Raw genomic sequence first — 19,894 nt, 5'->3', positions numbered from 1 at the left:
AATGATTCACCTTGTGAGGCTGGATTATTAGTGCTTATTTTAACAACTAAGTGACAAAGCGGCTCTGCTGTAGCTGATTATGGTTAAACAATGAACAAAAAAGCCTTTTACGAGGATTTAAATCGCGATGCTCGCGCACTGCTGGCGGGTGAAACGTCTTTCCTCGCTGCGCTGGGCAATTGCAGTGCGCTGCTATTTGAACGCCTGGAAGGCGTGAACTGGGCAGGATTTTATTTGCTGACTGAAGCGAATACGCTGGTACTGGGCCCTTTTCAGGGCAAAATTGCCTGCGTTCGAATTCCAGTCGGTAAAGGTGTTTGTGGCACGGCGATTGCAGAGGAGAAAGTGCAGCGCGTGGAAGATGTGCACGCTTTCCCTGGACATATCGCCTGTGACGCCGCCAGTAATGCGGAAATCGTGATTCCTCTGAAAGTGAATGGCACGTTAGTCGGTGTGCTGGACATCGACAGTACGGTTTATTCTCGCTTCGACAGTGAGGATGAAACGGGGCTGATGGCCCTTACTGACGGGCTTTGCGAAGTGTTGGCGGGCAGCGATATTGAAAAATATCTTCAACTGACGCGCAGCTAATCGACTGGATCACATAGCATTTGGCGATGTTGTCATTATAATGTCGCCTGTTCATGCCTGCTCTGGTCGGCAAACCCGTTGTAATCAGGAAATTTCATGGAAAATCAACCTAAGTTGAATAGCAGTAAAGAAGTGATCGCCTTTCTGGCGGAGCGTTTTCCGCACTGCTTTAGCGCCGAAGGTGAAGCGCGTCCGCTGAAGATCGGTATCTTTCAGGATCTGGTCGAGCGTGTTCAGGGCGATATGGGCCTGAGCAAGACGCAACTGCGTTCGGCTCTGCGTCTTTATACCTCAAGCTGGCGTTACCTTTACGGCATTAAAGCAGGTGCCATCCGTGTGGATCTCGACGGCAACGCCTGTGGCGTGCTGGATGAGCAACACGTAGAACATGCGCGCAAACAGCTGGAAGAAGCGAAAGCTCGCGTACAGGCACAGCGCGAACAGCAAAAAGCGAAGAAGCGTGAAGCTGGCGAAGAGACTGGCGAACCACGCCGTCCACGCAAACCGGCACCGCGTAAAGCGGCAGAAGGTGATGCGCCGCGTAAACCGCGTTCGCAGGCACCGCGTGCTGCGTCTTCTGAACGTAATGCTGCACCTCGCCCGCCGCGAGCTAAACCCATCACTGATACCTCAACTTTGCAACCCGGCCAGAATATTAAAGTTAAAGCAGGCAAAAGTGCGATGGACGCAACCATTCTTGAAATTACCAAAGATGGCGTTCGGGTACAGCTCGCTTCCGGCATGGCAATGATTGTGCGCGCAGAACATTTGCAGTTCTGAAACGGAGGCTGACCCTGGCATGAACAATATTTTTAAGATCGGTATGATCGCGGGCCTGCTGCTGGCAGGCCCCAGTTTTGGCGCAGACAACATTACCCGCGCCGATCAGATTCCCCAGTTACATGAAGAACCACAGCATCCCACCGTCAGTGAACGCGTTACATCGCGCTTTACCCGTTCTCACTACCGTCAGTTCGACCTGAATCAGGATTTTTCAGCGAAAATTTTTGATCGCTACCTGAATCTGCTCGATTACAGCCACAACGTCCTGTTGGCTTCTGATATCGCACAGTTTGCTGATAAGAAGACCACCCTCGGTGATGAGCTGCGCAGCGGTAAGCTGGATGTGTTTTACGATTTATACAATCTGGCGCAGAAACGCCGCTTCGAGCGCTATCAATACGCGCTGAGTGTGCTGAATCGCCCGATGAATTTTACCGGCAACGACACCATCGACATCGATCGTGGTAAATCACCGTGGCCGAAAAGCACCGATGAGCTGAACGCGCTTTGGGATGCCAAAGTTAAATACGACGAATTGAGCCTGAAGCTGGCTGGCAAAGATGACAAAGAGATTCGTGAGACGCTGACCAAGCGTTATAACTTTGCCATTCGTCGCCTGGCGCAAAGCAACAGCGAAGACGTGTTCCAGTTGGCGATGACTGCGTTTGCGCATGAGATCGACCCGCATACTAACTATCTGTCGCCGCGTAATACCGAGCAGTTCAACACCGAAATGAGCCTGTCGCTGGAAGGCATTGGCGCGGTGTTGCAGATGGATGACGATTACACCGTGATCAACTCAATGGTCGCGGGTGGTCCGGCTGCCAAGAGCAAATCGATCAGCGTTGGCGATCGTATTGTCGGTGTCGGACAGCCAGGCAAACCGATGGAAGATGTGATCGGCTGGCGTCTGGATGACGTCGTAGCGAAGATCAAAGGACCAAAAGGCAGCAAAGTTCGCCTTGAGATCCTGCCTGCCGGTAAAGGCACCAAAACCCGTACTGTGACGCTGACGCGCGAGAAGATCCGCCTGGAAGATCGCGCGGTGAAGGGCACGGTGCATACCGTTGGTAACGAGAAAGTCGGCGTGTTGGATATCCCCGGTTTCTACGTTGGCCTGACCGATGATGTGAAAGTGCAGCTGCAAAAACTGCAAAAGCAGAATGTGGATAGCATCGTCATCGACCTGCGCACCAACGGTGGCGGGGCGTTAACCGAAGCGGTCTCGCTTTCCGGCCTGTTTATTCCGAGTGGCCCGGTGGTGCAGGTACGTGACAATAATGGTCGCGTACGTGAAGACAGCGATAACGACGGCATTGTTTATTACAAAGGTCCGTTAGTGGTCCTGGTCGATCGTTTCAGTGCTTCGGCTTCTGAGATTTTTGCTGCTGCCATGCAGGACTATGGTCGCGCCCTGATTGTCGGTGAACCGACCTTCGGTAAAGGCACCGTTCAACAGTATCGCTCCCTGAACCGTATCTATGATCAGATGCTGCGTCCTGAATGGCCTGCATTAGGCTCGGTGCAGTACACCATCCAGAAGTTCTACCGCATCAACGGCGGTAGCACCCAGCGTAAAGGGGTAACCCCGGATCTGCTGATGCCAACTGGCGTGGAAGCGGCGGAAACCGGTGAGAAGTTTGAAGACAATGCCTTACCGTGGGACAGCATCAACGCGGCGACCTATACCAAAACCGGGGATATCACCGCGTTGGTACCGCAGTTGACCAAAGAACATGAGGACCGCATTGCGAAAGATCGCGAGTTCCAGTACATCATGAAAGATATTGCGCGCTTCAACGCGACCAAAGATAAACGTAATATCGTGTCACTCAATCTGGCCCAGCGCGAGAAAGAGAACCATGACGAAGATGCACTGCGTCTGGAGCGTATCAATGCACGTTATCAGGCTGAAGGTAAAGCACCGCTGAAGAGCCTTGACGATCTGCCGAAGGATTACAAAGAGCCGGATCCTTATCTGGATGAAACGGTGAAAATTGCCAACGATCTGGCGCAGCTGGAAAAATCTCAGCCGCAACCCGCGGGCAGTAAATAACCGTACGGACAGAGAATAAGCACCGCTCAATGCGGTGCTTTTTTTTTGTCTGGTGTCGGATACTTAAGTGTCGTTTTATGGGTTGGAGGATATGACGTTACTGAATGTAAAGTTATGTCTTTTTAGACACTTAAACATTAAGGTTGCTTGAAATGCTGCGTAATGACCCTAGGATGTATATCCGCGCATAAGCGCGTGCACAACTGAGGAAGATTAACGTTTATGATGCGTATTGCTCTTTTCCTGATCACCAACCTGGCGGTGATGTTGGTTTTCGGACTGATTCTCAGTCTGACAGGAATCCAGTCAAGCAGTGTTCAGGGTCTGATGATTATGGCAGGTCTGTTTGGCTTCGGCGGTGCGTTTGTTTCACTGCTGATGTCGAAATGGATGGCGTTGCGTTCGGTGGGAGGTGAAGTGATTGAACAACCTCGCAACGAGACAGAACGCTGGCTGATGGATACCGTTGGCCGCCAGGCTCAGCAGGCTGGCATTGCGATGCCGCAGGTGGCGATTTATCACGCGCCAGATATCAACGCCTTTGCGACGGGCGCCCGCCGTGATGCGTCGTTGGTTGCTGTCTCTACCGGTCTGTTGCAAAACATGAGCCGCGATGAAGCGGAAGCGGTACTGGCCCACGAAATCAGCCATATCGCCAATGGCGACATGGTTACCATGACGCTGATTCAGGGTATCGTGAACACCTTCGTGATCTTTATCTCACGTATCATTGCGCAGGTTGCATCGGGTTTTCTGTCTGGCAACCGCGATGGTGAAGAGAGCAGCAACGGTAACCCGCTGGTTTACTTCGCGGTCGCTACTGTGCTGGAACTGGTATTCGGCATTCTTGCCAGCATCATCACCATGTGGTTCTCGCGTCATCGTGAGTTCCATGCCGATGCCGGTTCAGCGAAACTGGTAGGTCGTGAGAAAATGATTGCCGCGTTACAGCGCCTGAAAACCAGCTATGAACCGCAGGAGCCGAGCAGCATGATGGCGTTCTGTATTAACGGTAAAGGTAAGTCGCTGAGCGAACTATTTATGTCTCACCCGCCGCTGGATAAGCGTATTGAAGCGCTGCGCAGCGGTGCTTATCTGAAATAAGGCTCTTCACGTAGCGGCGCGATTCATCGCGCGGGGTTAAAGCCCCAGATCATCGCACCGCTACGATTTTATGACTCTGTCGTCTCACGCGATTGCGTCATCCGCGCCATACTTACCACCGCCGCGACAGTGGAAAATGCCCCCGCCAGAATCAACGAGGCATGAGTACCGCTCACGTTAAACAGGTTAAACATCAGAGCGACCAGCGCAGCCCCACTGCTTTGCCCCAGCAGACGTGCCGTGCCCAGCATGCCACTGGCACCTCCGCTACGGTTACGTGGCGCGGAAGAGATAATTGTGTGGTTGTTCGGTGACTGGAACAGACCAAAACCGGCACCACACAGCATCATACGCCAGATGATATCAACATCCGTTGGCTGTGCAGGGAGCAACGCCAACAAGAACAGACCGGCCGCAAACATCGCCAGCCCCAGCCCGCCCAGCAGGCCCGCATGAACCTTGCCAATCAGACGGCCAGCAATCGGTGCAAGCACCATGGTCGCCAGCGGCCAAGGGGTCAGAAGCAGACCGGTCGCTACTTCATCGCGTCCCAGCACGTTTTGCAGAAAGAAGGGTAACGACACCATTGCCAGCATTTGCGCGCAAAAGGAGCAGATCGACGTGCAGATGGAGAGGGTGAAAATAGGGATGCGCAGTAAATCCACTGGCAGCAGTGGCACCGGCATCGCCAACTGACGACGAATAAATACCACCCCGATCAACAACAATGCAATTAACTCACCGAGAATCAGCCAGTGATTTTGTCCCTGAGCAAAACCGCTCAATGCGGAGATTAACAGGCCAAAGAACAGCGCGTTCATCACTGCGCTCACCACATCAAATTTCTGCTGTTTGGCTTTTTGCGGATTATCCGGCAAAAAACGCAGCGCCAGCCACAATGCAATGATCCCAAGCGGTACGTTGATCAGAAACAGCCATTTCCAGCTGGCAACGGAGAGGATCGCGGCAGCGACCGTCGGCCCTGCAGCCGTTGAAACCGCGACAATGAGCGAGTTGATCGCCATCCCACGGCCAAGGAAACGCTGCGGGTAAATGATGCGTATCAATGCGGTGTTGACGCTCATTAACGCAGCACCGCCGAACCCTTGTAATACGCGAGCCAGCGTCAGCATGTTCAGCGATGAAGAGAGTGCGCAGAACAACGACGTGGCGATAAACAGCGCCAGACCCGCCTGATATACGCGTCGATAACCCAGCATATCGCCGAGGAACGACAAAGAAAGTAACGAGATAACGATGGCGATCTGGTAGGCGTTGACAATCCACACCGATTCCGCCGGGCTGGCGTGTAATTCACGCGAAATGGTGGGCAGGGCGACATTGGCAATCGCGCCATCCAGCACCGCCATCATAATACCCAGCGCGATGGTGATGATTGCGCCATAGCGTTGTGGAACCGGTAAACCATCCTGGAGTGAGCTTGCGGACATAGGGAGAATAAGTGAAGGAAGTGAATATCATCATGCTAATCAATTCTGTAGCAGAAAGCACCGCATGAAGTGACAAAAAGTATCAGGGAATGTGTCGCTTAGTGCTATCGATTGCCGCTTAAGGCCTGAAGCGAATATACTGGCACTATTGTTCCGTTTTTTTTGAAACAACCTCAAAAAAGGATACGCGATGGCGAACGCTGATAACGATAAACAACCTGATTCCGTCTCATCAGTGATGAAGGTGTTTGGTATTTTGCAGGCGCTGGGTGAAGAGCGCGACCACGGCATTACAGAGCTGTCTCAACGCGTGATGATGTCTAAAAGCACCGTCTATCGCTTTTTGCAAACCATGAAGTCGCTGGGTTATGTCGCGCAGGAAGGCGAAACGGAAAAGTATTCGCTGACGCTCAAGTTATTCGAGCTGGGCGCGAAGGCGTTACAGAACGTTGATCTGATCCGCAGCGCGGATGTACAGATGCGCGAACTGTCACGCCTCACTAAAGAAACCATTCATCTTGGGGCGCTGGAAGAAGACAGCATTGTCTATATCCACAAGATCGACTCGCTCTACAACCTGCGCATGTATTCACGTATTGGTCGCCGCAACCCGCTGCATACCACCGCAATCGGCAAAGTGCTGCTGGCGTGGCGTGATCGTAGCGAAGTACAGGAAATCCTTAGCGAAGTGGAGTTTCGGCGCAGTACTGCCAACACCATCGTCAGCGCTGACGCCTTGCTCAAGGTGCTTGATCAGGTAAAAGTGCAGGGATTCGGCGAAGATAACGAGGAGCAGGAAGAGGGGTTACGTTGCATTGCCGTGCCGGTATTTGACCGTTTTGGCGTAGTGATTGCGGGCCTCAGCATCTCTTTCCCCACTATTCGTTTCTCAGAAGAGGGAAAAAACGAATATGTGGCGATGCTGCATCGAGCGGCGCGTGCCGTCTCAGAGCAAATGGGGTATCACGAATATCCGTTTTAACGCAGCAATAAACGGGCTGTTGCCAGCCCGTTTATGCAGTAATTAATTATCGATCACTTCACCGCTTTTCTTCAGTATCGGGCAGTCTGTTACGCCAACAATGCCGCTATCGGTATGCAGATATTGCGCGGTAATCATGCCTCGCGCGGTTAGATAGCTACATTGCAGGCCGAGTCCGGCTGCATTTTTATTGCTGCCGGTTAACACGCCATAGCCCGTGAATAACATCGCCAGCCAGATAACGGCGATCAGCATAATCGCCCGGATGAATAGTTTCATTTTGTCTCCATGTGATACATAACGCAGCTGTCCAGATGCTGCTGCCATCCCTATAGTAGCAGCTTGCCTCACCGGGTCGATCAGAGATAACTGAAAGGTGATGCACAGGAAAATCTGCATTCGGTGCATCCCCATTATCTTTTCCTGCCGCAAAGAGTAGAATCACCTGCTAAGTGAGAGTTTGACGTTAATCAGTAATCTGAGGCAGTTATGAATGAGTTAGCCGCAAATCCCAGCCCGTTGTTCAGTTACGCTGTGCTGGTCATCATTATCGTTGTGGCCTTTATCGCCTGGTTCTTTGTTAACCGGGCCAGCGTACGTGCCAGCGAGCAGATACAGTTGCTGGAAACGCTGTTAGAAGAACAGAAAAAGCAAAATGCGCTGTTGCGCCGCCTGGCGGATGCACAGTCTGACACAGCACCGAAAGCTGTAGAGGAAGAGGACGAAAAACGCGATTTTATTCGTCTGATCCCTGAGCGTTAATCGACAGATGGAGTGGTAATGGCCTGGCAAAATCCCTGGTACGATGCGGCGAAACAACACCATACGCCGCAGGGCTTTCGTAACCCGGAAGAAGAGTTAAGGCAGCCGGGGGATTTACAGCGCTGGCAGCGTGAACGTAAAGAGCAGGGTTTACCCTTTCCCCCTCAGGCCGGTTATCCGGCGTTTATCAGCGACTGGTGCCAGCCAGTCGATTTGAGTGGGGAAGAGGATCGTATCTGGTGGCTCGGCCATGCTGCCTTATTACTTCGTCTGAATCAGCGTTATCTGTTGATTGATCCCGCGCTGTCACAACGCGCCTCTCCGTTTCCCTTTGCCGGTCCGCAACGCAAAACGCCGGCACCATTACGTGTGGCGCAGTTGCCACATCTGGATTATGTGCTGATTTCGCACAATCATTACGATCATCTGGATCGTCCCACGGTGAAACGCATTGCCCGACAATTTCCCGCAGCCCATTTTCTGGTGCCATTGGGCATGGGGAAGTGGTGTCAGCAGCGCGGTGTCCGGCATGTCACTGAACTGGACTGGTGGCAAAGCATTGTGCTGGGAAGTGCGCAGTTTACCGCAGTACCTGCGCGTCACTGGAGTATGCGTACCTTCTTTGATCGTAACCGTTCCTTATGGTGTGGCTGGGTGGTGCGTAATCCAGCACTCAACTTCTGGTTTGCGGGCGACAGTGGTTATAGCGATAACCTGAATCTCATCGCGCAACAACTCGGTCCGTTTAATCTGGCTGCGTTGCCAATCGGTGCCTACGCACCAAAATGGTTCATGCGTGGGCAGCACATGGACCCGGCTCAGGCAGTGCAGTTATGGCAGCAAATTGGCCGTCCATTGACGATACCCATTCATTGGGGAGTCTTTGAATTGGCAGACGAATCACTGGATGAACCACCCGCAGTTCTTGCTCAGGCGCTGCTCAGCGCAAACGAGACGAGTAATGACTTCACACCGTGGAGAATAGGTGAGAGTCGGACCCTGCCGAATATTGATTCAGATTTGTCCTAACCACGTTTTGTTAAATTGAGGGCGCTGGTGCGTTTTTTTAACATTTATTTGTTTTGATGTTAGAAAAAAATGAGATAACTGCCAAACAGAATGGATGCGTATATTTGGGGCAAGGGTGAATATATTTTCCTGATTTTGGTGCAAAACTATTAATAACCTGTACCTGATAAAAACAGCTGTACAAGATTTGCACGATGCGCATATGTTGCGCCAGAAGTTAACATTTTGGTGAAATTCATTATCTATGCCATATTTGTGCAATATTTTTTGCGTATGATTATCAGTTTAAATAGCGTTGCATTGGACAAAAATCAGCCACTGGGCTACAACATTTTTTGGCTGTAACGCTACTGATCAATAACCCTTTTTTGTGCAGGCAAGGTTACGCGAAGAAGGAAGAAGGCAGATGAAGTTTGTGCCTTTGCCAGCAATTATGTGCGACAAGTCGATAGCCGTTTAAAAATGGCTTGCCATTAATTTGCGGATATGTGATAACGATTCGTGGGTCAAACGAGGTACAGTTCTGTTTATGTATGGCATCTTCAGTAAAGAAGTTACGAGTAAAGACGTTGACGTTGAATACCGCTTCCTTGCCGAAACCTTAAATTAGTGCCTCATGCAGTAATGTCTCTGGTTTTTCTGTAAGTCTGCCTTCGGGCAATATAAACACTCTAAGGAATTTGCAAAATGGCAAAAATTAAAGGTCAGGTTAAGTGGTTCAACGAGTCTAAAGGTTTTGGTTTTATCACTCCTGCTGACGGTAGCAAAGATGTGTTCGTACACTTCTCTGCAATCCAGGGCAATGGTTTTAAAACTCTGGCCGAAGGCCAAAATGTTGAATTCGAAATCCAGGACGGCCAGAAAGGTCCGGCTGCAGTCAACGTCACTGCTATCTGATTTCGTCGCCAGGCTCGGTGTCATGCACCACTGAAACGAATCCTAAAGCCCCGGTCACTGACCGGGGCTTTTCTTTATCCTTTCTGTAAACAGATGACCAGGGTAAACTGCGCCGCGAATTGCTAACCCGGAGTTATCTATGTCTTTGATTTGCCCTCTTTGTCATCAACCTCTTCTGCTGCAAACCGCCAGCTATCGCTGCGATACCGGTCATCAGTTTGATTTGGCCAAAGAAGGGTATGTCAATCTGCTGCCGGTTCAGCACAAAAGCTCACGCCAGCCCGGCGACAGCCCGGAAATGCTGCTGGCGCGCCGCGAATTCCTCGATGCCGGATATTACCAACCATTGCGCGATCGCGTTGCTGCATGGCTGTCTCAACGTCTGCCAGCGGTATCTGCGCAGTTGCTGGATATCGGCTGTGGCGAAGGGTATTACACTGCCGAGATGGCGGCAGCATTACCACAGGCGCAAGTCTATGGTCTGGATGTGGCGAAAGCGGCGATTCGCATGGCGGCGAAACGCTACCGCTCGATAAAATTTTGCGTTGCCTCCAGCCAGCGGCTGCCGTTTGCCAATGCCTCGCTCGATGGCATCGTACGCATCTATGCCCCATGTAATGAAGAGGAATTGAGCCGTGTGGTGAAGCCTGGCGGTTATTTACTGACGGTAACCCCTGGGGCGCATCATCTGGAGCAATTTAAGGCGCTAATCTACCGTGAAGTGCAGTTACATGCGGCGGAAGAGAAGGTGTATGCGGGTTTTAATCAGGTGGCGCAGGAGAGCCTGCGCTACAGGATGACGCTCAGCAGTGTCGCAGCCACCACCTTATTGCAGATGACGCCATTTGCCTGGCGTGCGCGGGAAGAGGTGTGGCAAACCCTTGCGGCAGCCACCGCGTTTGACTGTGAAGCTGACTTTACGCTGACGCTCTGGCAACGCGCCTAACGCGCGTCCACCAGCGTGTGGTAAATCTTTTCTAAATCGTCGAGTTGTTTTACCGCAATCAACAGGCGACGCTGCTCAAGCTGCATCACCAGAATGCCATCTTCGGACAGGTTCATGCTTTGAATGCGGTGATAATCAATCCAGACGCCGGCGAAAAACAGGCCGTCATTCTTCATCAGCAATTTCGGGCTACGCAGCCAGAACAACCAGAACGCCATAAAGCACAGCACCATAAGCAGGGTGGTGGTGAGTTGTGGTCCCTGATGGCTGACGTTGTTCCACAATAAAATTAGCAACAACACGATAAAGATGGCGCTGTCGATTTTATGGCGGCGGCGCAGCGCAACACGCAGTTTTGTGGGACCATTACGTCGCGGCAGAATTGCCTCGTCGTAGATAGCAAACAGCAGCAGGCCAGCAATAAGTAGCGTAATCAGGGCGTCAGTCAGTGACATGATGATTCCTTAACAGAAGTGACCTCAGCGTTGACGCTCAGGTAACCCCTGTAAAACTGCCGGGGACACAAGGTCCCCGGCAAGATTTTACAGACCGAGCAAGCCGATCCAGTAACCAAAAATACCAATCGCAAAGAAGCCAACGATAATCCACAGCGCGTTGACCTTGCGGCGCAGCAGCCACATACAGCCAAAGGTTAACAGCAGCGGAATCAGGCCAGGCATCAGTTGGTCGAGAATCGACTGAACGGTGGTAACGGTGGTTTTGCCGGTCTGGTCGGTGATGCGTGACACCACCAGCGGCACGTTCACATGCGTCCACTTGTTAACCAACGCCCCCATGACAAACAGGCCGAGAATTGACGCCCCCTCGGTCAGTTTTTGCAGGAAGCCGCCGCCCATATCGCTAACGATATCCACCCCTTTGCGATAACCATAGGCCACGCCGTAGTAACGGGTCAGCAGACGCGCAATGTTAAACAGGAGGAAAAACAGCAGCGGGCCAAGCAGACTGCCGCTCATGGCGATCCCTGCCCCGAGGGCAGCGAACACTGGACGTACCGTACCCCAGAAAATCGGGTCACCCACACCCGCCAGCGGGCCCATCAGACCGACTTTGATACCGTTTATGGCACCATCATCAATCGCTGCACCGTTAGCACGTTGTTCTTCCATCGCCATCGTCACGCCGAGCACTGGCGCTGCAACGAACGGGTGGGTATTGAAGAATTCCAGATGACGTTTGATGGCTTGTTTCCGGTCATCGTTATTTTCCGGATAGAGACGGCGAATTACCGGCACCATCGAGAAGCAGAAGCCCAGCGCCTGCATACGTTCAAAGTTCCACGAACCCTGGAACAGGTTAGAGCGCAGGAACACGCCACGGACATCGCCCGGAGTGAGTTTCTTTTGAGAATGAGTAGTATCAACCATGATGTCACCTGTTCCTTAATCGAGTTCGTTGTCGAGGTCGTTTTGCGCAGGACCGGCAGCCGCAGCGCCCGCAACACGGTTATATTTCGGAGCCAACTGGATGTACAGTACCGCCATTACCACGCCAATCACGCCCAGCGCCACCAGGTTGAAGTTGGTGAATGCAGCAGTGACGAAGCCGAGGTAGAAGAACGGCATCAGGTAGCCAGCACGCATCATGTTAATGACCATTGCGTAACCGACGACCACGATCATGCCACCGGCGATGTTCAGGCCGTTGGTCACCACTTCCGGGATAGAACTCAGCAAGCTATGAACCGCGCTGGTACCGACGGAAATTGCCACGATCAATGCCGGGATTGCGATACGCATCGCCTGCAACAGCAGGGCTGAAACGTGAATCCACGAAATTGCCGACAGGTTGCCTTTCTCCGCAGCTTTATCGGCTGCGTGCTGGAAGGCCACGGTGATAGTACGCACGATGATGGTCAGTACCTGACCGGCCGCAGCCAGTGGAATGGCCAGCGCGATACCCGCACCGACACTTTGACCACCGGCAATAACCAGGATGGTTGAGATGATTGAGGCGAGGGCAGCATCCGGTGCCACAGCAGCACCAATGTTCATCCAGCCCAGCGCGATCATCTCCAGTGTACCGCCGATGATGATACCGGTTTTCATATCACCCAGTACCGCACCGATCAGAGTACAAGCTACCAACGGACGGTGGAACTGGAACTCATCAAGAATCGATCCCATCCCGGCGATACAAGCCACAATAAATATCAAAATGATTTGTAGCGAGGTTATCTCCATTGCATTTCTCCTAAGCAAAGGTCACGAAATATTCGCCCGCGCAAGCAGGCACAGATGGCGAATTACGGATTTACCTTCGCAATCAGGTCCATCATTTTTAGTTTCGGGTCGTTAGAAACTTTGCGCACTTCCAGCTCGATACCACGGTCATTGAGTTTGCGGAACGCCGCAATATCCTTCTCATCAACCGAGACCGCGTTATTAACCTGGGTTTTACCCTGACGGAACGCCATCCCGCCGATATTGACGGATTTGATAGCCACGCCCTGTTCCACAATACGTTCCACATCGGTCGGATTGGTGAACAACAACATGACGCGATCCTGACCATATTTCGGGTTGTTCCAGACGCGAATCATTTTATCGACATCAACCACATGCGCCGTGACGCCGGGCGGTGCCACCTGGGTGAGCAGCGTTTTACGCACATGGTCATTGGCGACTTCATCGCTGACGACGATAATGCGTGTGACGTTGGTTTCTTTGGTCCAGCGGGTTGCAACCTGACCATGAATCAGACGGTCATCAATGCGGGCCAGGCCAATCTTCATATGCTCGCCGGGGGCCAGCGGTTTTTGCGGCTGCGGCGCAGCTTTGGCAACGGGGACGGCAGGTGCAGGCTCAGCCGTTTCGGTTTTCAGTGCTTTAACACCTTCGCGACCTGCTTCGACCGCGATGTGAATTAACTCCTCCAGTGAGGGATTATCATCACGTCCCATCAGGGTCTCGACCAGCATCGGAATGTTCACACCGGCAATGACATCATAATCCGGTTTATCCACCACGATGCGGCTCGCCGCGTTGAAGGGACTGCCACCCCAGGTGTCGACCAGGAAAAGCACCCCCTTCGAGGTGTCCATTGTCGCCAGTCGGGCCTGATACTTTTCGATTAGCGTTTCTGCATTTTCGCCGGGCACGAAATCAATCCATCCGACATTTTCCTGCTCACCCAACAGCATCTCTGCTGTTTTAAGCAGCTGTTCTGCCGCCCAGCCATGTGTACCAATTACAATAGCAATGGTCACTTGCTACCTCCGTTCGCATGAGAGATTCTCTGGCTTCGCCGGGAATCGATGAAAATTACCGTTGTTGTTTCCTGTGGATCGCTTCGGTTTAAGATGAAGAAAAACATCAATAAATAACCTAAAACTTTCCGCTACACAGCGATAAGGTCGCGATTTATTTTAGTGAGTGAAAAAATAAATTATGTGATGCTTGTCAGTAATTCAGAGCGTAACGGTGTCTATTCGTGCTTTTATCTCCCCTTTTTTCAGGCTGTTACTGTTTGTAAATGTAAGAAAATTTTTTGACGCCGGTGATGTAACTGATACATTAACGTTCTGTTTATTATTCAGGAGTACCGGGCATTAGCTCACCTTTATGGACCGTCACCGACGTCGCTTCACCTCTTCACAGCGCCTGCTGGCGCATGCATCCACGCCTGATGGCGTAATCCAATCCGTTAACGATTTGCTGTCTCGCCGCGTGGCGCAGGCCCGTTTTCGTTCGCACGCTTCCCTGGTAAGGAGTCATTGATGGAATTTCTCTTCGACCCCTCCATCTGGGCGGGTTTGCTGACGCTTATCGTGCTGGAGATTGTTCTCGGCATCGATAACCTGGTTTTTATTGCTATCCTGGCCGACAAGCTGCCGCCAAAACAGCGCGATAAAGCGCGTCTGATCGGCCTGTCGCTGGCGTTAGTGATGCGACTTGGCCTGTTGTCACTCATCTCGTGGATGGTGACATTGACGCGACCCCTATTCAGCGTAGGCGATTTCAGCTTTTCCGGGCGCGATTTAATTCTACTGGCCGGTGGTCTGTTCCTGTTGTTCAAGGCCACGATGGAGCTACATGAACGGCTGGAGAACCGCAATCTGGAGCATCAGGGTAACCGCAGCTATGCCAGCTTCTGGGCAGTGGTGACACAAATCGTGGTGCTGGACGCGGTGTTTTCGCTGGATGCGGTGATTACCGCCGTAGGGATGGTGAACCATCTGCCGGTGATGATGACGGCGGTAGTGATCGCGATGGGTGTGATGCTGCTGGCTTCAAAACCTTTGACCCGTTTTGTTAACGCGCACCCGACGGTGGTGGTGTTGTGTCTTAGCTTCCTGCTGATGATCGGTTTGTCGCTGGTAGCGGAAGGTTTTGGTTTCCATATTCCGAAAGGTTACCTGTATGCGGCGATTGGCTTCTCGATCCTGATCGAATTGTTTAACCAGATTGCGCGTCGTAACTTTATCCGCCATCAGGCGCATCGCCCGATGCGTGAACGCACCGCCGAAGCGATTCTGCGTCTGATGGGAGGCCGTCAGCGTAAACAGGCGGCAACGACGGAAGAGCAGGCGTTGGTGGAAGCCATGCCGCAGGAAGCCTTTAAGGATGAAGAACGTTACATGATCAACGGTGTGCTGACGCTGGCGCAACGCTCGATTCGTAGCATCATGACGCCGCGTGGTGAAATCTCATGGGTGGATGTGGAACGTCCGGTGGATGAAATTCGCATTCAGTTGCTGGATACACCACACAGCCTGTTCCCGGTGTGCCGCGGCGAGTTGGATGAGATCATCGGCGTGGTTCGCGCCAAGGAGCTGTTGGTCGCTCTCGAGCATGGCATGGATGTGGCGACCTTTGCCGCCAACACCCCGCCGATTGTGGTGCCTGAAACACTGGACCCGATTAACCTGCTGGGCGTGCTGCGTCGGGCGAAGGGCAGCTTTGTGATCGTCACTAACGAATTCGGCGTGGTCCAGGGCTTAATCACGCCGCTTGACGTACTGGAAGCGATTGCCGGTGAGTTCCCGGACGAAGATGAAACACCGGATATCATTGCCGATGGCGAGGGCTGGTTGGTGAAGGGGGGGACGGATTTGCACTCACTGCAACAGCTGCTGGATTATCACGAATTGGTCAAAGCTGAAGACGATCACGCATCGCTGGCGGGCCTGCTGATTGATCAGAAAGGCCAATTGCCAGTGCCGGGTGAGGTGATTGATTTGCCACCGCTGCATTTCCAGATTATCGAAGCGACTGACTACCGCGTAGATTTAGTGCGGGTGACAAAAGACAAGCCGCACGAGGATGAAGAAATATAAAAATTTGGCACCTTCGGGTGCCAAATTATTTCATTCAGTTGTAGCGGCGAGATTTATCGCGCTATTACGCGCTGAGCTGTGCCTGATGCTGTTCCAGCCAGGCCGGGAAGTCTTCAATCGGCATCGGACGCGCATAGAAATACCCTTGCAAATGGTCGACACCACGTTCGCGCAGATAATGCGCCTGTTCTGCAGTTTCCACTCCCTCCGCCACCAGCGCGATGTTCAGGCGTTGCGCCAGTGAAATCACCATATCGGTAACGGTGGCGTTAATGGCATCGGTGCCAATAGCGGCGGTAAAAATCTTATCGATTTTCAGCACATCGGGTTTGAGATCTTTCAGATAGGCAAGCGAACTGTGCCCGGTCCCGAAGTCGTCAATCGCCAGACGGACGCCAATCTCATGCAACTGGGCAACTACCGCCTGATCAATCACCGGCAGCGCATCGCGTTCGGTCAACTCGACCACCAGTTTCGGTAACGGGTTGGCTGGCCACCAGATTCGTTGCAGGTCCTCAACAATCACCCGATCGTGAAAATGGCTGGCGGCAACGTTAATCGCAATATGGAAAGAAGAGCAGTGCGGCAGATTCGGTAGTTCATCTACCACTTTAGCAATCACAAAACGGGTGAGTGGTGCGATCAGATTTTGCCGTTCGGCCAGCGGAATAAACACGTCCGGAGCGATCCATCCCTGACGGGGATTGTGCCAGCGTAACAGCAGCTCGATACCGTCGCATTCGCCACTTTTGGCGTTAATCAGCGGCTGACAATAAACCATAAATTCATTTGCGGTGATGCCATAACTGATTTGCCAGTTCAGACTCATGCGGTTGGCGGTCGCCAGCCAGACGATGTAGCCCATCAGCAGGCTAAGCAGCACCGCCAGTGGCAACTGAGACGGCAGGGTGCTCAGCGCCAGGCGTGCCGGTGACGGACCGTACAACGTAATGGTGTAGGGATAACGTAGTGATGCCTGATCGTAGGCGACTTCATCTTCTGAGGGCACCGTCGGTTCAATCAGCGGATTGCCATATTCCAGGCTTTGTCCACCCACGTTAAAAATTGCCCGTTCCACCCACGGCAGTTGTGGTTCAAGCAAATAATTGGTCATTAACTCGATATTAATGACCTGTAATAAACCATCGCGATTATCCAGCGATTTAGGCGTCCACAGCAGCAATACCGGAGAACCTTTTAACAGGTAATCGTCGGTGGTAAGCATCATGCGTTCATTATTAATCGCCAGTTCCGGGTAAGTCTGGCTGAAGGAGATATTTTGCGGGCCGTAAATACTGGAGCAGTAAAGCCTGTCGTTCTCCACCAGCAGAATCGATCTGACGGTTTGCAGCGCGGCGATTTTTTCAATGAGCGGAAAACGGACTTGCGGGCAGGGCACGCCGACCAGGCCAAGGGTGTTATTGGCAGAGACATCCAGCGGCGAAAACATGCGATCAAAACGTTCAATGGCGCGAGAGGCAAAATCCAGAGACTGTTGCTCAATACGTGACTTCTCTTCAATGTAGCGAAAAGTCAGCGTAAGAATTAAAACCAGCGCGGCGATCACTAACGCAATAAGCAATCGCTTACGGCGAAATTGACCAACAAATTGCTGGGCTATGAGCATCAGTAACCACCTTGCAAAGACTAAGAATAAAGCCAAAGAACTTCTGGGTTATCGGCATAGCGGCGGCCAGGTTTAGCACGGCTCTGGAAAAAAAGCGGTACTGAAAAAGCAGCGCGGCCAGGGAGGGCCGCGCGTAAATCACTCTATCTGGTTTAGCATGATGGAGGTAGCAGCAGTTGCATAAAATTGTTCAATCGGTGTTTTTTTGCTCACCGAAGAAAGCAACTGCATGGGGGAGTTAGTCGCACTGAACCTTGATAGCAAGGCCACCGCGCGAGGTTTCACGATATTTTGCATTCATATCTTTGCCGGTCTCATACATCGTCTCAATGACTTTATCCAGTGAGACGCGCGGTTCGCTGGTACGACGGAGCGCCATGCGTGCCGCATTGATGGCTTTTACCGAGGCAATGGCATTACGTTCAATGCAAGGGACCTGCACCTGACCTGCGACCGGATCGCAGGTCAGTCCAAGGTTGTGTTCCATACCAATTTCAGCAGCGACACACACCTGTTCCGGGCTGGCGCCCAGCAACTCAGCCAGGCCGGCGGCCGCCATCGAACAGGCCACACCCACTTCTCCCTGGCATCCCACTTCAGCACCGGAAATGGAGGCATTCATTTTATACAGAATGCCAATCGCCCCGGAGGCGAGGAAATAACGGATATAAATGTCAGGCGTCACGCTTTCAATAAAGTGATCGTAATAAGCCAGCACCGCTGGAACGATGCCACAGGCACCGTTGGTCGGGGCGGTGACGACGCGACCACCTGCGGCATTCTCTTCATTGACTGCCAGCGCAAACATATTGACCCAGTCAATCACGTTCATCGGATCATTAGAATGCTTGGTGGAGGAGACCAGCAAACGGCGCAGCGAAGCCGCACGGCGCGGCACCCGCAGTGGCCCCGGCAGCACGCCTTCAGTATTCAGCCCACGATCGATACATGCCTGCATGGTCTGCCAGATGTTAGCGAAGTAGCTATGAATCTCATCGCGGCTGTGCAGCGCCAACTCGTTCTTCAACACCAGGCCAGACAGTGACAGGCCGCTCTCCCGACAGTGAGCAAGCAACTCTTTAGCAGAATCGAACGGGAACGGCACGGAGACTTGGTCCAGCACGGACTGACCAAAATGCTCTTCATCAACGATAAAGCCACCGCCGATGGAGTAATAGGTTTTGCTCAGAATCAGCAGGTCGCCAGCGAAAGCGAACAGTGTCAGGCCATTTTCATGCAACGACAGGTTTTCGCTACGGAACACCATGCCGCCTTCGCGGGGGAAATCAACTTCATGGGCACCGTTGGCCAGCAGCAGGCGTTCGCGTTGTTCGACATCCTGAATAAAAGCGGGAATGCTGTCGATATCAACGGTATCCGGAGCGGCACCGGCCAGACCCATGATGATCGCGATGTCAGTGTGGTGACCTTTACCCGTGAGCGACAGAGAGCCGTAAACGTCCACCGCAACACGCGTGACGTCCTGCAACTTACCCTGTTCGGCCAGCAGATCAACAAACTGTTTGCCCGCTTTCATTGGGCCGACAGTATGCGAACTGGAAGGGCCGATGCCCACTTTAAACATGTCAAAAACACTAATCACCGGTGACACTCCTCACAAAGCTTATTTTTGTACGGCTCAGGCCGTTTTATGCGGCTAATAGTAATCGCACGCGCGCAGACACGAGCAGCTTTTCGCATGAAATAAACTAATTATACAGCACAGAAATAGTTATCCATTGCAGGAGGCAAAACCGGTGCAGGAAGAAATGGCAAGCGAGGGGTACATCAACCAGGCAGGGCAATTTGCTGACCGAGCGCACGGATAATGCCTGCGGTCATGCCCCAGATAAAATAATCTTCATACCATGAGAGCCACACCTGATGCTGACGCTGGCCGCGACGCAGCGTCAGACCGCTGTAGCGACTGAGCCGCAAGGCTTCCGCCAGCGGCATGGAAAAGGCGCTTTCGACCTCATCGGGATTAATCGCCAGAGGCAACCCGGCGGGAATGATGCCGACCACCGGCGTGACGGCAAAACCGGTGCTGCTGGTCACTGCGGGCAGCACGCCAACCACCTGCACCTGATCAGGCTGGATACCTACTTCCTCCTGCGCCTCACGCAGGGCGGTAAAGATCAGCGAGTCATCGCTGGCATCCTGCATCCCACCAGGAAAAGCCACCTGACCGGCATGTTTTCGGAGCCGACTGGAACGGCGCGTCAGCAATAACCCGGGTTCTGTATCGTTAATAACAGGCACCAGCACCGCAGCGCGCCGGCCATTCACAGGTGTTTTCGCCAGTGTCACTGGCGGTTGCAACATAAAACGGCTGAGGAATTGATCCAGAGTCAGGTCGCTGTTCAT

Annotated in this window: 20 protein-coding genes; 11 read left to right on the top strand and 9 right to left on the bottom strand. The window is 52.6% G+C overall.

Annotation, left to right across the window (positions count from 1 at the left end; genetic code table 11):
• The first annotated feature begins 90 nt into the window (after positions 1-90).
• From AC6I8N_RS11675 to htpX, 4 genes are all read left to right on the top strand, one after another.
• Positions 91-591 (top strand): GAF domain-containing protein, encoded by a 501-nt coding sequence (locus AC6I8N_RS11675; protein ID WP_497829095.1) that lies wholly within the window; start codon positions 91-93, stop codon positions 589-591.
• A 96-nt stretch (positions 592-687) separates the two neighbouring features.
• Positions 688-1,371: an RNA chaperone ProQ gene (gene proQ, locus AC6I8N_RS11670; RefSeq protein WP_021182991.1), complete on the top strand. Its 684-nt coding sequence runs from the start codon at positions 688-690 to the stop codon at positions 1,369-1,371.
• A 19-nt stretch (positions 1,372-1,390) separates the two neighbouring features.
• Complete coding sequence (gene prc / locus AC6I8N_RS11665; RefSeq protein ID WP_021182992.1) at positions 1,391-3,430, top strand: carboxy terminal-processing peptidase; 2,040 nt, start codon at positions 1,391-1,393, stop codon at positions 3,428-3,430.
• 222 nt (positions 3,431-3,652) lie between these two features.
• Positions 3,653-4,534 carry a protease HtpX gene (gene htpX, locus AC6I8N_RS11660; RefSeq protein WP_021182993.1) on the top strand — a complete coding sequence of 294 codons (882 nt, stop codon included), beginning with the start codon at positions 3,653-3,655 and terminating at the stop codon, positions 4,532-4,534.
• Between the two features lie 68 nt (positions 4,535-4,602).
• Here htpX and AC6I8N_RS11655 read toward each other — a convergent pair whose 3' ends face one another.
• On the bottom strand, positions 4,603-5,985 hold the full coding sequence (locus AC6I8N_RS11655; protein WP_208723564.1) for an MFS transporter: 1,383 nt from the start codon (positions 5,983-5,985) through the stop codon (positions 4,603-4,605).
• Positions 5,986-6,175: 190 nt separating this feature from the next.
• On the opposite strand from AC6I8N_RS11655, the gene kdgR reads away from it, so the two are divergent.
• On the top strand, positions 6,176-6,967 hold the full coding sequence (kdgR, locus tag AC6I8N_RS11650; RefSeq protein WP_021182995.1) for a DNA-binding transcriptional regulator KdgR: 792 nt from the start codon (positions 6,176-6,178) through the stop codon (positions 6,965-6,967).
• Positions 6,968-7,009: 42 nt separating this feature from the next.
• Here kdgR and AC6I8N_RS11645 read toward each other — a convergent pair whose 3' ends face one another.
• Positions 7,010-7,246: a YobH family protein gene (locus AC6I8N_RS11645; RefSeq protein ID WP_021182996.1), complete on the bottom strand. Its 237-nt coding sequence runs from the start codon at positions 7,244-7,246 to the stop codon at positions 7,010-7,012.
• 210 nt (positions 7,247-7,456) lie between these two features.
• On the opposite strand from AC6I8N_RS11645, the gene AC6I8N_RS11640 reads away from it, so the two are divergent.
• From AC6I8N_RS11640 to rlmA, 5 genes are all read left to right on the top strand, one after another.
• Positions 7,457-7,729, top strand: a complete 273-nt coding sequence (locus AC6I8N_RS11640; RefSeq protein WP_497829094.1) for a YebO family protein — start codon at positions 7,457-7,459, stop codon at positions 7,727-7,729.
• An 18-nt stretch (positions 7,730-7,747) separates the two neighbouring features.
• The gene (locus AC6I8N_RS11635; RefSeq protein WP_497829093.1) at positions 7,748-8,758 is read left to right on the top strand and encodes an MBL fold metallo-hydrolase; all 1,011 of its coding nucleotides are present in this window, start codon (positions 7,748-7,750) and stop codon (positions 8,756-8,758) included.
• A gap of 529 nt (positions 8,759-9,287) precedes the next feature.
• Positions 9,288-9,368, top strand: a complete 81-nt coding sequence (locus tag AC6I8N_RS11630) for a DUF2627 domain-containing protein (protein WP_139810977.1) — start codon at positions 9,288-9,290, stop codon at positions 9,366-9,368.
• A 77-nt stretch (positions 9,369-9,445) separates the two neighbouring features.
• Positions 9,446-9,655: a transcription antiterminator/RNA stability regulator CspE gene (cspE, locus tag AC6I8N_RS11625; protein WP_001062678.1), complete on the top strand. Its 210-nt coding sequence runs from the start codon at positions 9,446-9,448 to the stop codon at positions 9,653-9,655.
• A 139-nt stretch (positions 9,656-9,794) separates the two neighbouring features.
• A complete protein-coding gene (rlmA, locus tag AC6I8N_RS11620) occupies positions 9,795-10,601 on the top strand; it encodes a 23S rRNA (guanine(745)-N(1))-methyltransferase (protein WP_497829092.1) in 807 nt (268 codons plus the stop codon).
• On the opposite strand, the gene AC6I8N_RS11615 is transcribed toward rlmA, so the two are convergent.
• From AC6I8N_RS11615 to manX, 4 genes are all read right to left on the bottom strand, one after another.
• Positions 10,598-11,056, bottom strand: coding sequence for a DUF986 family protein (locus tag AC6I8N_RS11615; protein ID WP_021183001.1), 459 nt, complete (start codon positions 11,054-11,056; stop codon positions 10,598-10,600). The genes rlmA and AC6I8N_RS11615 overlap by 4 nt on opposite strands.
• Positions 11,057-11,143: 87 nt before the next feature.
• Positions 11,144-11,989 carry a PTS mannose transporter subunit IID gene (locus tag AC6I8N_RS11610; protein ID WP_021183002.1) on the bottom strand — a complete coding sequence of 282 codons (846 nt, stop codon included), beginning with the start codon at positions 11,987-11,989 and terminating at the stop codon, positions 11,144-11,146.
• Positions 11,990-12,004: 15 nt separating this feature from the next.
• A complete protein-coding gene (locus tag AC6I8N_RS11605) occupies positions 12,005-12,805 on the bottom strand; it encodes a PTS mannose/fructose/sorbose transporter subunit IIC (protein WP_021183003.1) in 801 nt (266 codons plus the stop codon).
• A 62-nt stretch (positions 12,806-12,867) separates the two neighbouring features.
• Positions 12,868-13,830, bottom strand: coding sequence for a PTS mannose transporter subunit IIAB (gene manX, locus AC6I8N_RS11600; protein ID WP_208723560.1), 963 nt, complete (start codon positions 13,828-13,830; stop codon positions 12,868-12,870).
• A 510-nt stretch (positions 13,831-14,340) separates the two neighbouring features.
• On the opposite strand from manX, the gene AC6I8N_RS11595 reads away from it, so the two are divergent.
• Positions 14,341-15,900, top strand: a complete 1,560-nt coding sequence (locus tag AC6I8N_RS11595; protein ID WP_021183006.1) for a TerC family protein — start codon at positions 14,341-14,343, stop codon at positions 15,898-15,900.
• Between the two features lie 64 nt (positions 15,901-15,964).
• On the opposite strand, the gene pdeD is transcribed toward AC6I8N_RS11595, so the two are convergent.
• The 3 genes from pdeD to AC6I8N_RS11580 form a co-directional block, all read right to left on the bottom strand.
• Positions 15,965-17,527, bottom strand: coding sequence for a cyclic di-3',5'-guanosine monophosphate phosphodiesterase PdeD (gene pdeD / locus AC6I8N_RS11590; RefSeq protein ID WP_497829091.1), 1,563 nt, complete (start codon positions 17,525-17,527; stop codon positions 15,965-15,967).
• A 238-nt stretch (positions 17,528-17,765) separates the two neighbouring features.
• Positions 17,766-19,130, bottom strand: a complete 1,365-nt coding sequence (locus AC6I8N_RS11585) for an L-serine ammonia-lyase (protein WP_497829090.1) — start codon at positions 19,128-19,130, stop codon at positions 17,766-17,768.
• A 185-nt stretch (positions 19,131-19,315) separates the two neighbouring features.
• Positions 19,316-19,894 (bottom strand): CoA pyrophosphatase, encoded by a 579-nt coding sequence (locus AC6I8N_RS11580; RefSeq protein WP_208723557.1) that lies wholly within the window; start codon positions 19,892-19,894, stop codon positions 19,316-19,318.

It is taken from the genome of Pantoea sp. X-Soil-TKNS-1279 (assembly GCF_059730565.1).
This window is presented reverse-complemented; position numbering and strand designations above follow the sequence as displayed.

What these genes read in the sequence shown, in the direction of transcription:
- AC6I8N_RS11675 (WP_497829095.1), top strand. Translation starts at nt 91, where the DNA reads ATGAACAAAAAAGCCTTTTACGAGGATTTAAATCGCGATGCTCGCGCA.
- proQ (WP_021182991.1), top strand. Translation starts at nt 688, where the DNA reads ATGGAAAATCAACCTAAGTTGAATAGCAGTAAAGAAGTGATCGCCTTT.
- prc (WP_021182992.1), top strand. Translation starts at nt 1,391, where the DNA reads ATGAACAATATTTTTAAGATCGGTATGATCGCGGGCCTGCTGCTGGCA.
- htpX (WP_021182993.1), top strand. Translation starts at nt 3,653, where the DNA reads ATGATGCGTATTGCTCTTTTCCTGATCACCAACCTGGCGGTGATGTTG.
- AC6I8N_RS11655 (WP_208723564.1), bottom strand. Translation starts at nt 5,985, where the DNA reads ATGTCCGCAAGCTCACTCCAGGATGGTTTACCGGTTCCACAACGCTAT.
- kdgR (WP_021182995.1), top strand. Translation starts at nt 6,176, where the DNA reads ATGGCGAACGCTGATAACGATAAACAACCTGATTCCGTCTCATCAGTG.
- AC6I8N_RS11645 (WP_021182996.1), bottom strand. Translation starts at nt 7,246, where the DNA reads ATGAAACTATTCATCCGGGCGATTATGCTGATCGCCGTTATCTGGCTG.
- AC6I8N_RS11640 (WP_497829094.1), top strand. Translation starts at nt 7,457, where the DNA reads ATGAATGAGTTAGCCGCAAATCCCAGCCCGTTGTTCAGTTACGCTGTG.
- AC6I8N_RS11635 (WP_497829093.1), top strand. Translation starts at nt 7,748, where the DNA reads ATGGCCTGGCAAAATCCCTGGTACGATGCGGCGAAACAACACCATACG.
- AC6I8N_RS11630 (WP_139810977.1), top strand. Translation starts at nt 9,288, where the DNA reads ATGTATGGCATCTTCAGTAAAGAAGTTACGAGTAAAGACGTTGACGTT.
- cspE (WP_001062678.1), top strand. Translation starts at nt 9,446, where the DNA reads ATGGCAAAAATTAAAGGTCAGGTTAAGTGGTTCAACGAGTCTAAAGGT.
- rlmA (WP_497829092.1), top strand. Translation starts at nt 9,795, where the DNA reads ATGTCTTTGATTTGCCCTCTTTGTCATCAACCTCTTCTGCTGCAAACC.
- AC6I8N_RS11615 (WP_021183001.1), bottom strand. Translation starts at nt 11,056, where the DNA reads ATGTCACTGACTGACGCCCTGATTACGCTACTTATTGCTGGCCTGCTG.
- AC6I8N_RS11610 (WP_021183002.1), bottom strand. Translation starts at nt 11,989, where the DNA reads ATGGTTGATACTACTCATTCTCAAAAGAAACTCACTCCGGGCGATGTC.
- AC6I8N_RS11605 (WP_021183003.1), bottom strand. Translation starts at nt 12,805, where the DNA reads ATGGAGATAACCTCGCTACAAATCATTTTGATATTTATTGTGGCTTGT.
- AC6I8N_RS11595 (WP_021183006.1), top strand. Translation starts at nt 14,341, where the DNA reads ATGGAATTTCTCTTCGACCCCTCCATCTGGGCGGGTTTGCTGACGCTT.
- pdeD (WP_497829091.1), bottom strand. Translation starts at nt 17,527, where the DNA reads ATGCTCATAGCCCAGCAATTTGTTGGTCAATTTCGCCGTAAGCGATTG.
- AC6I8N_RS11580 (WP_208723557.1), bottom strand. Translation starts at nt 19,894, where the DNA reads ATGAACAGCGACCTGACTCTGGATCAATTCCTCAGCCGTTTTATGTTG.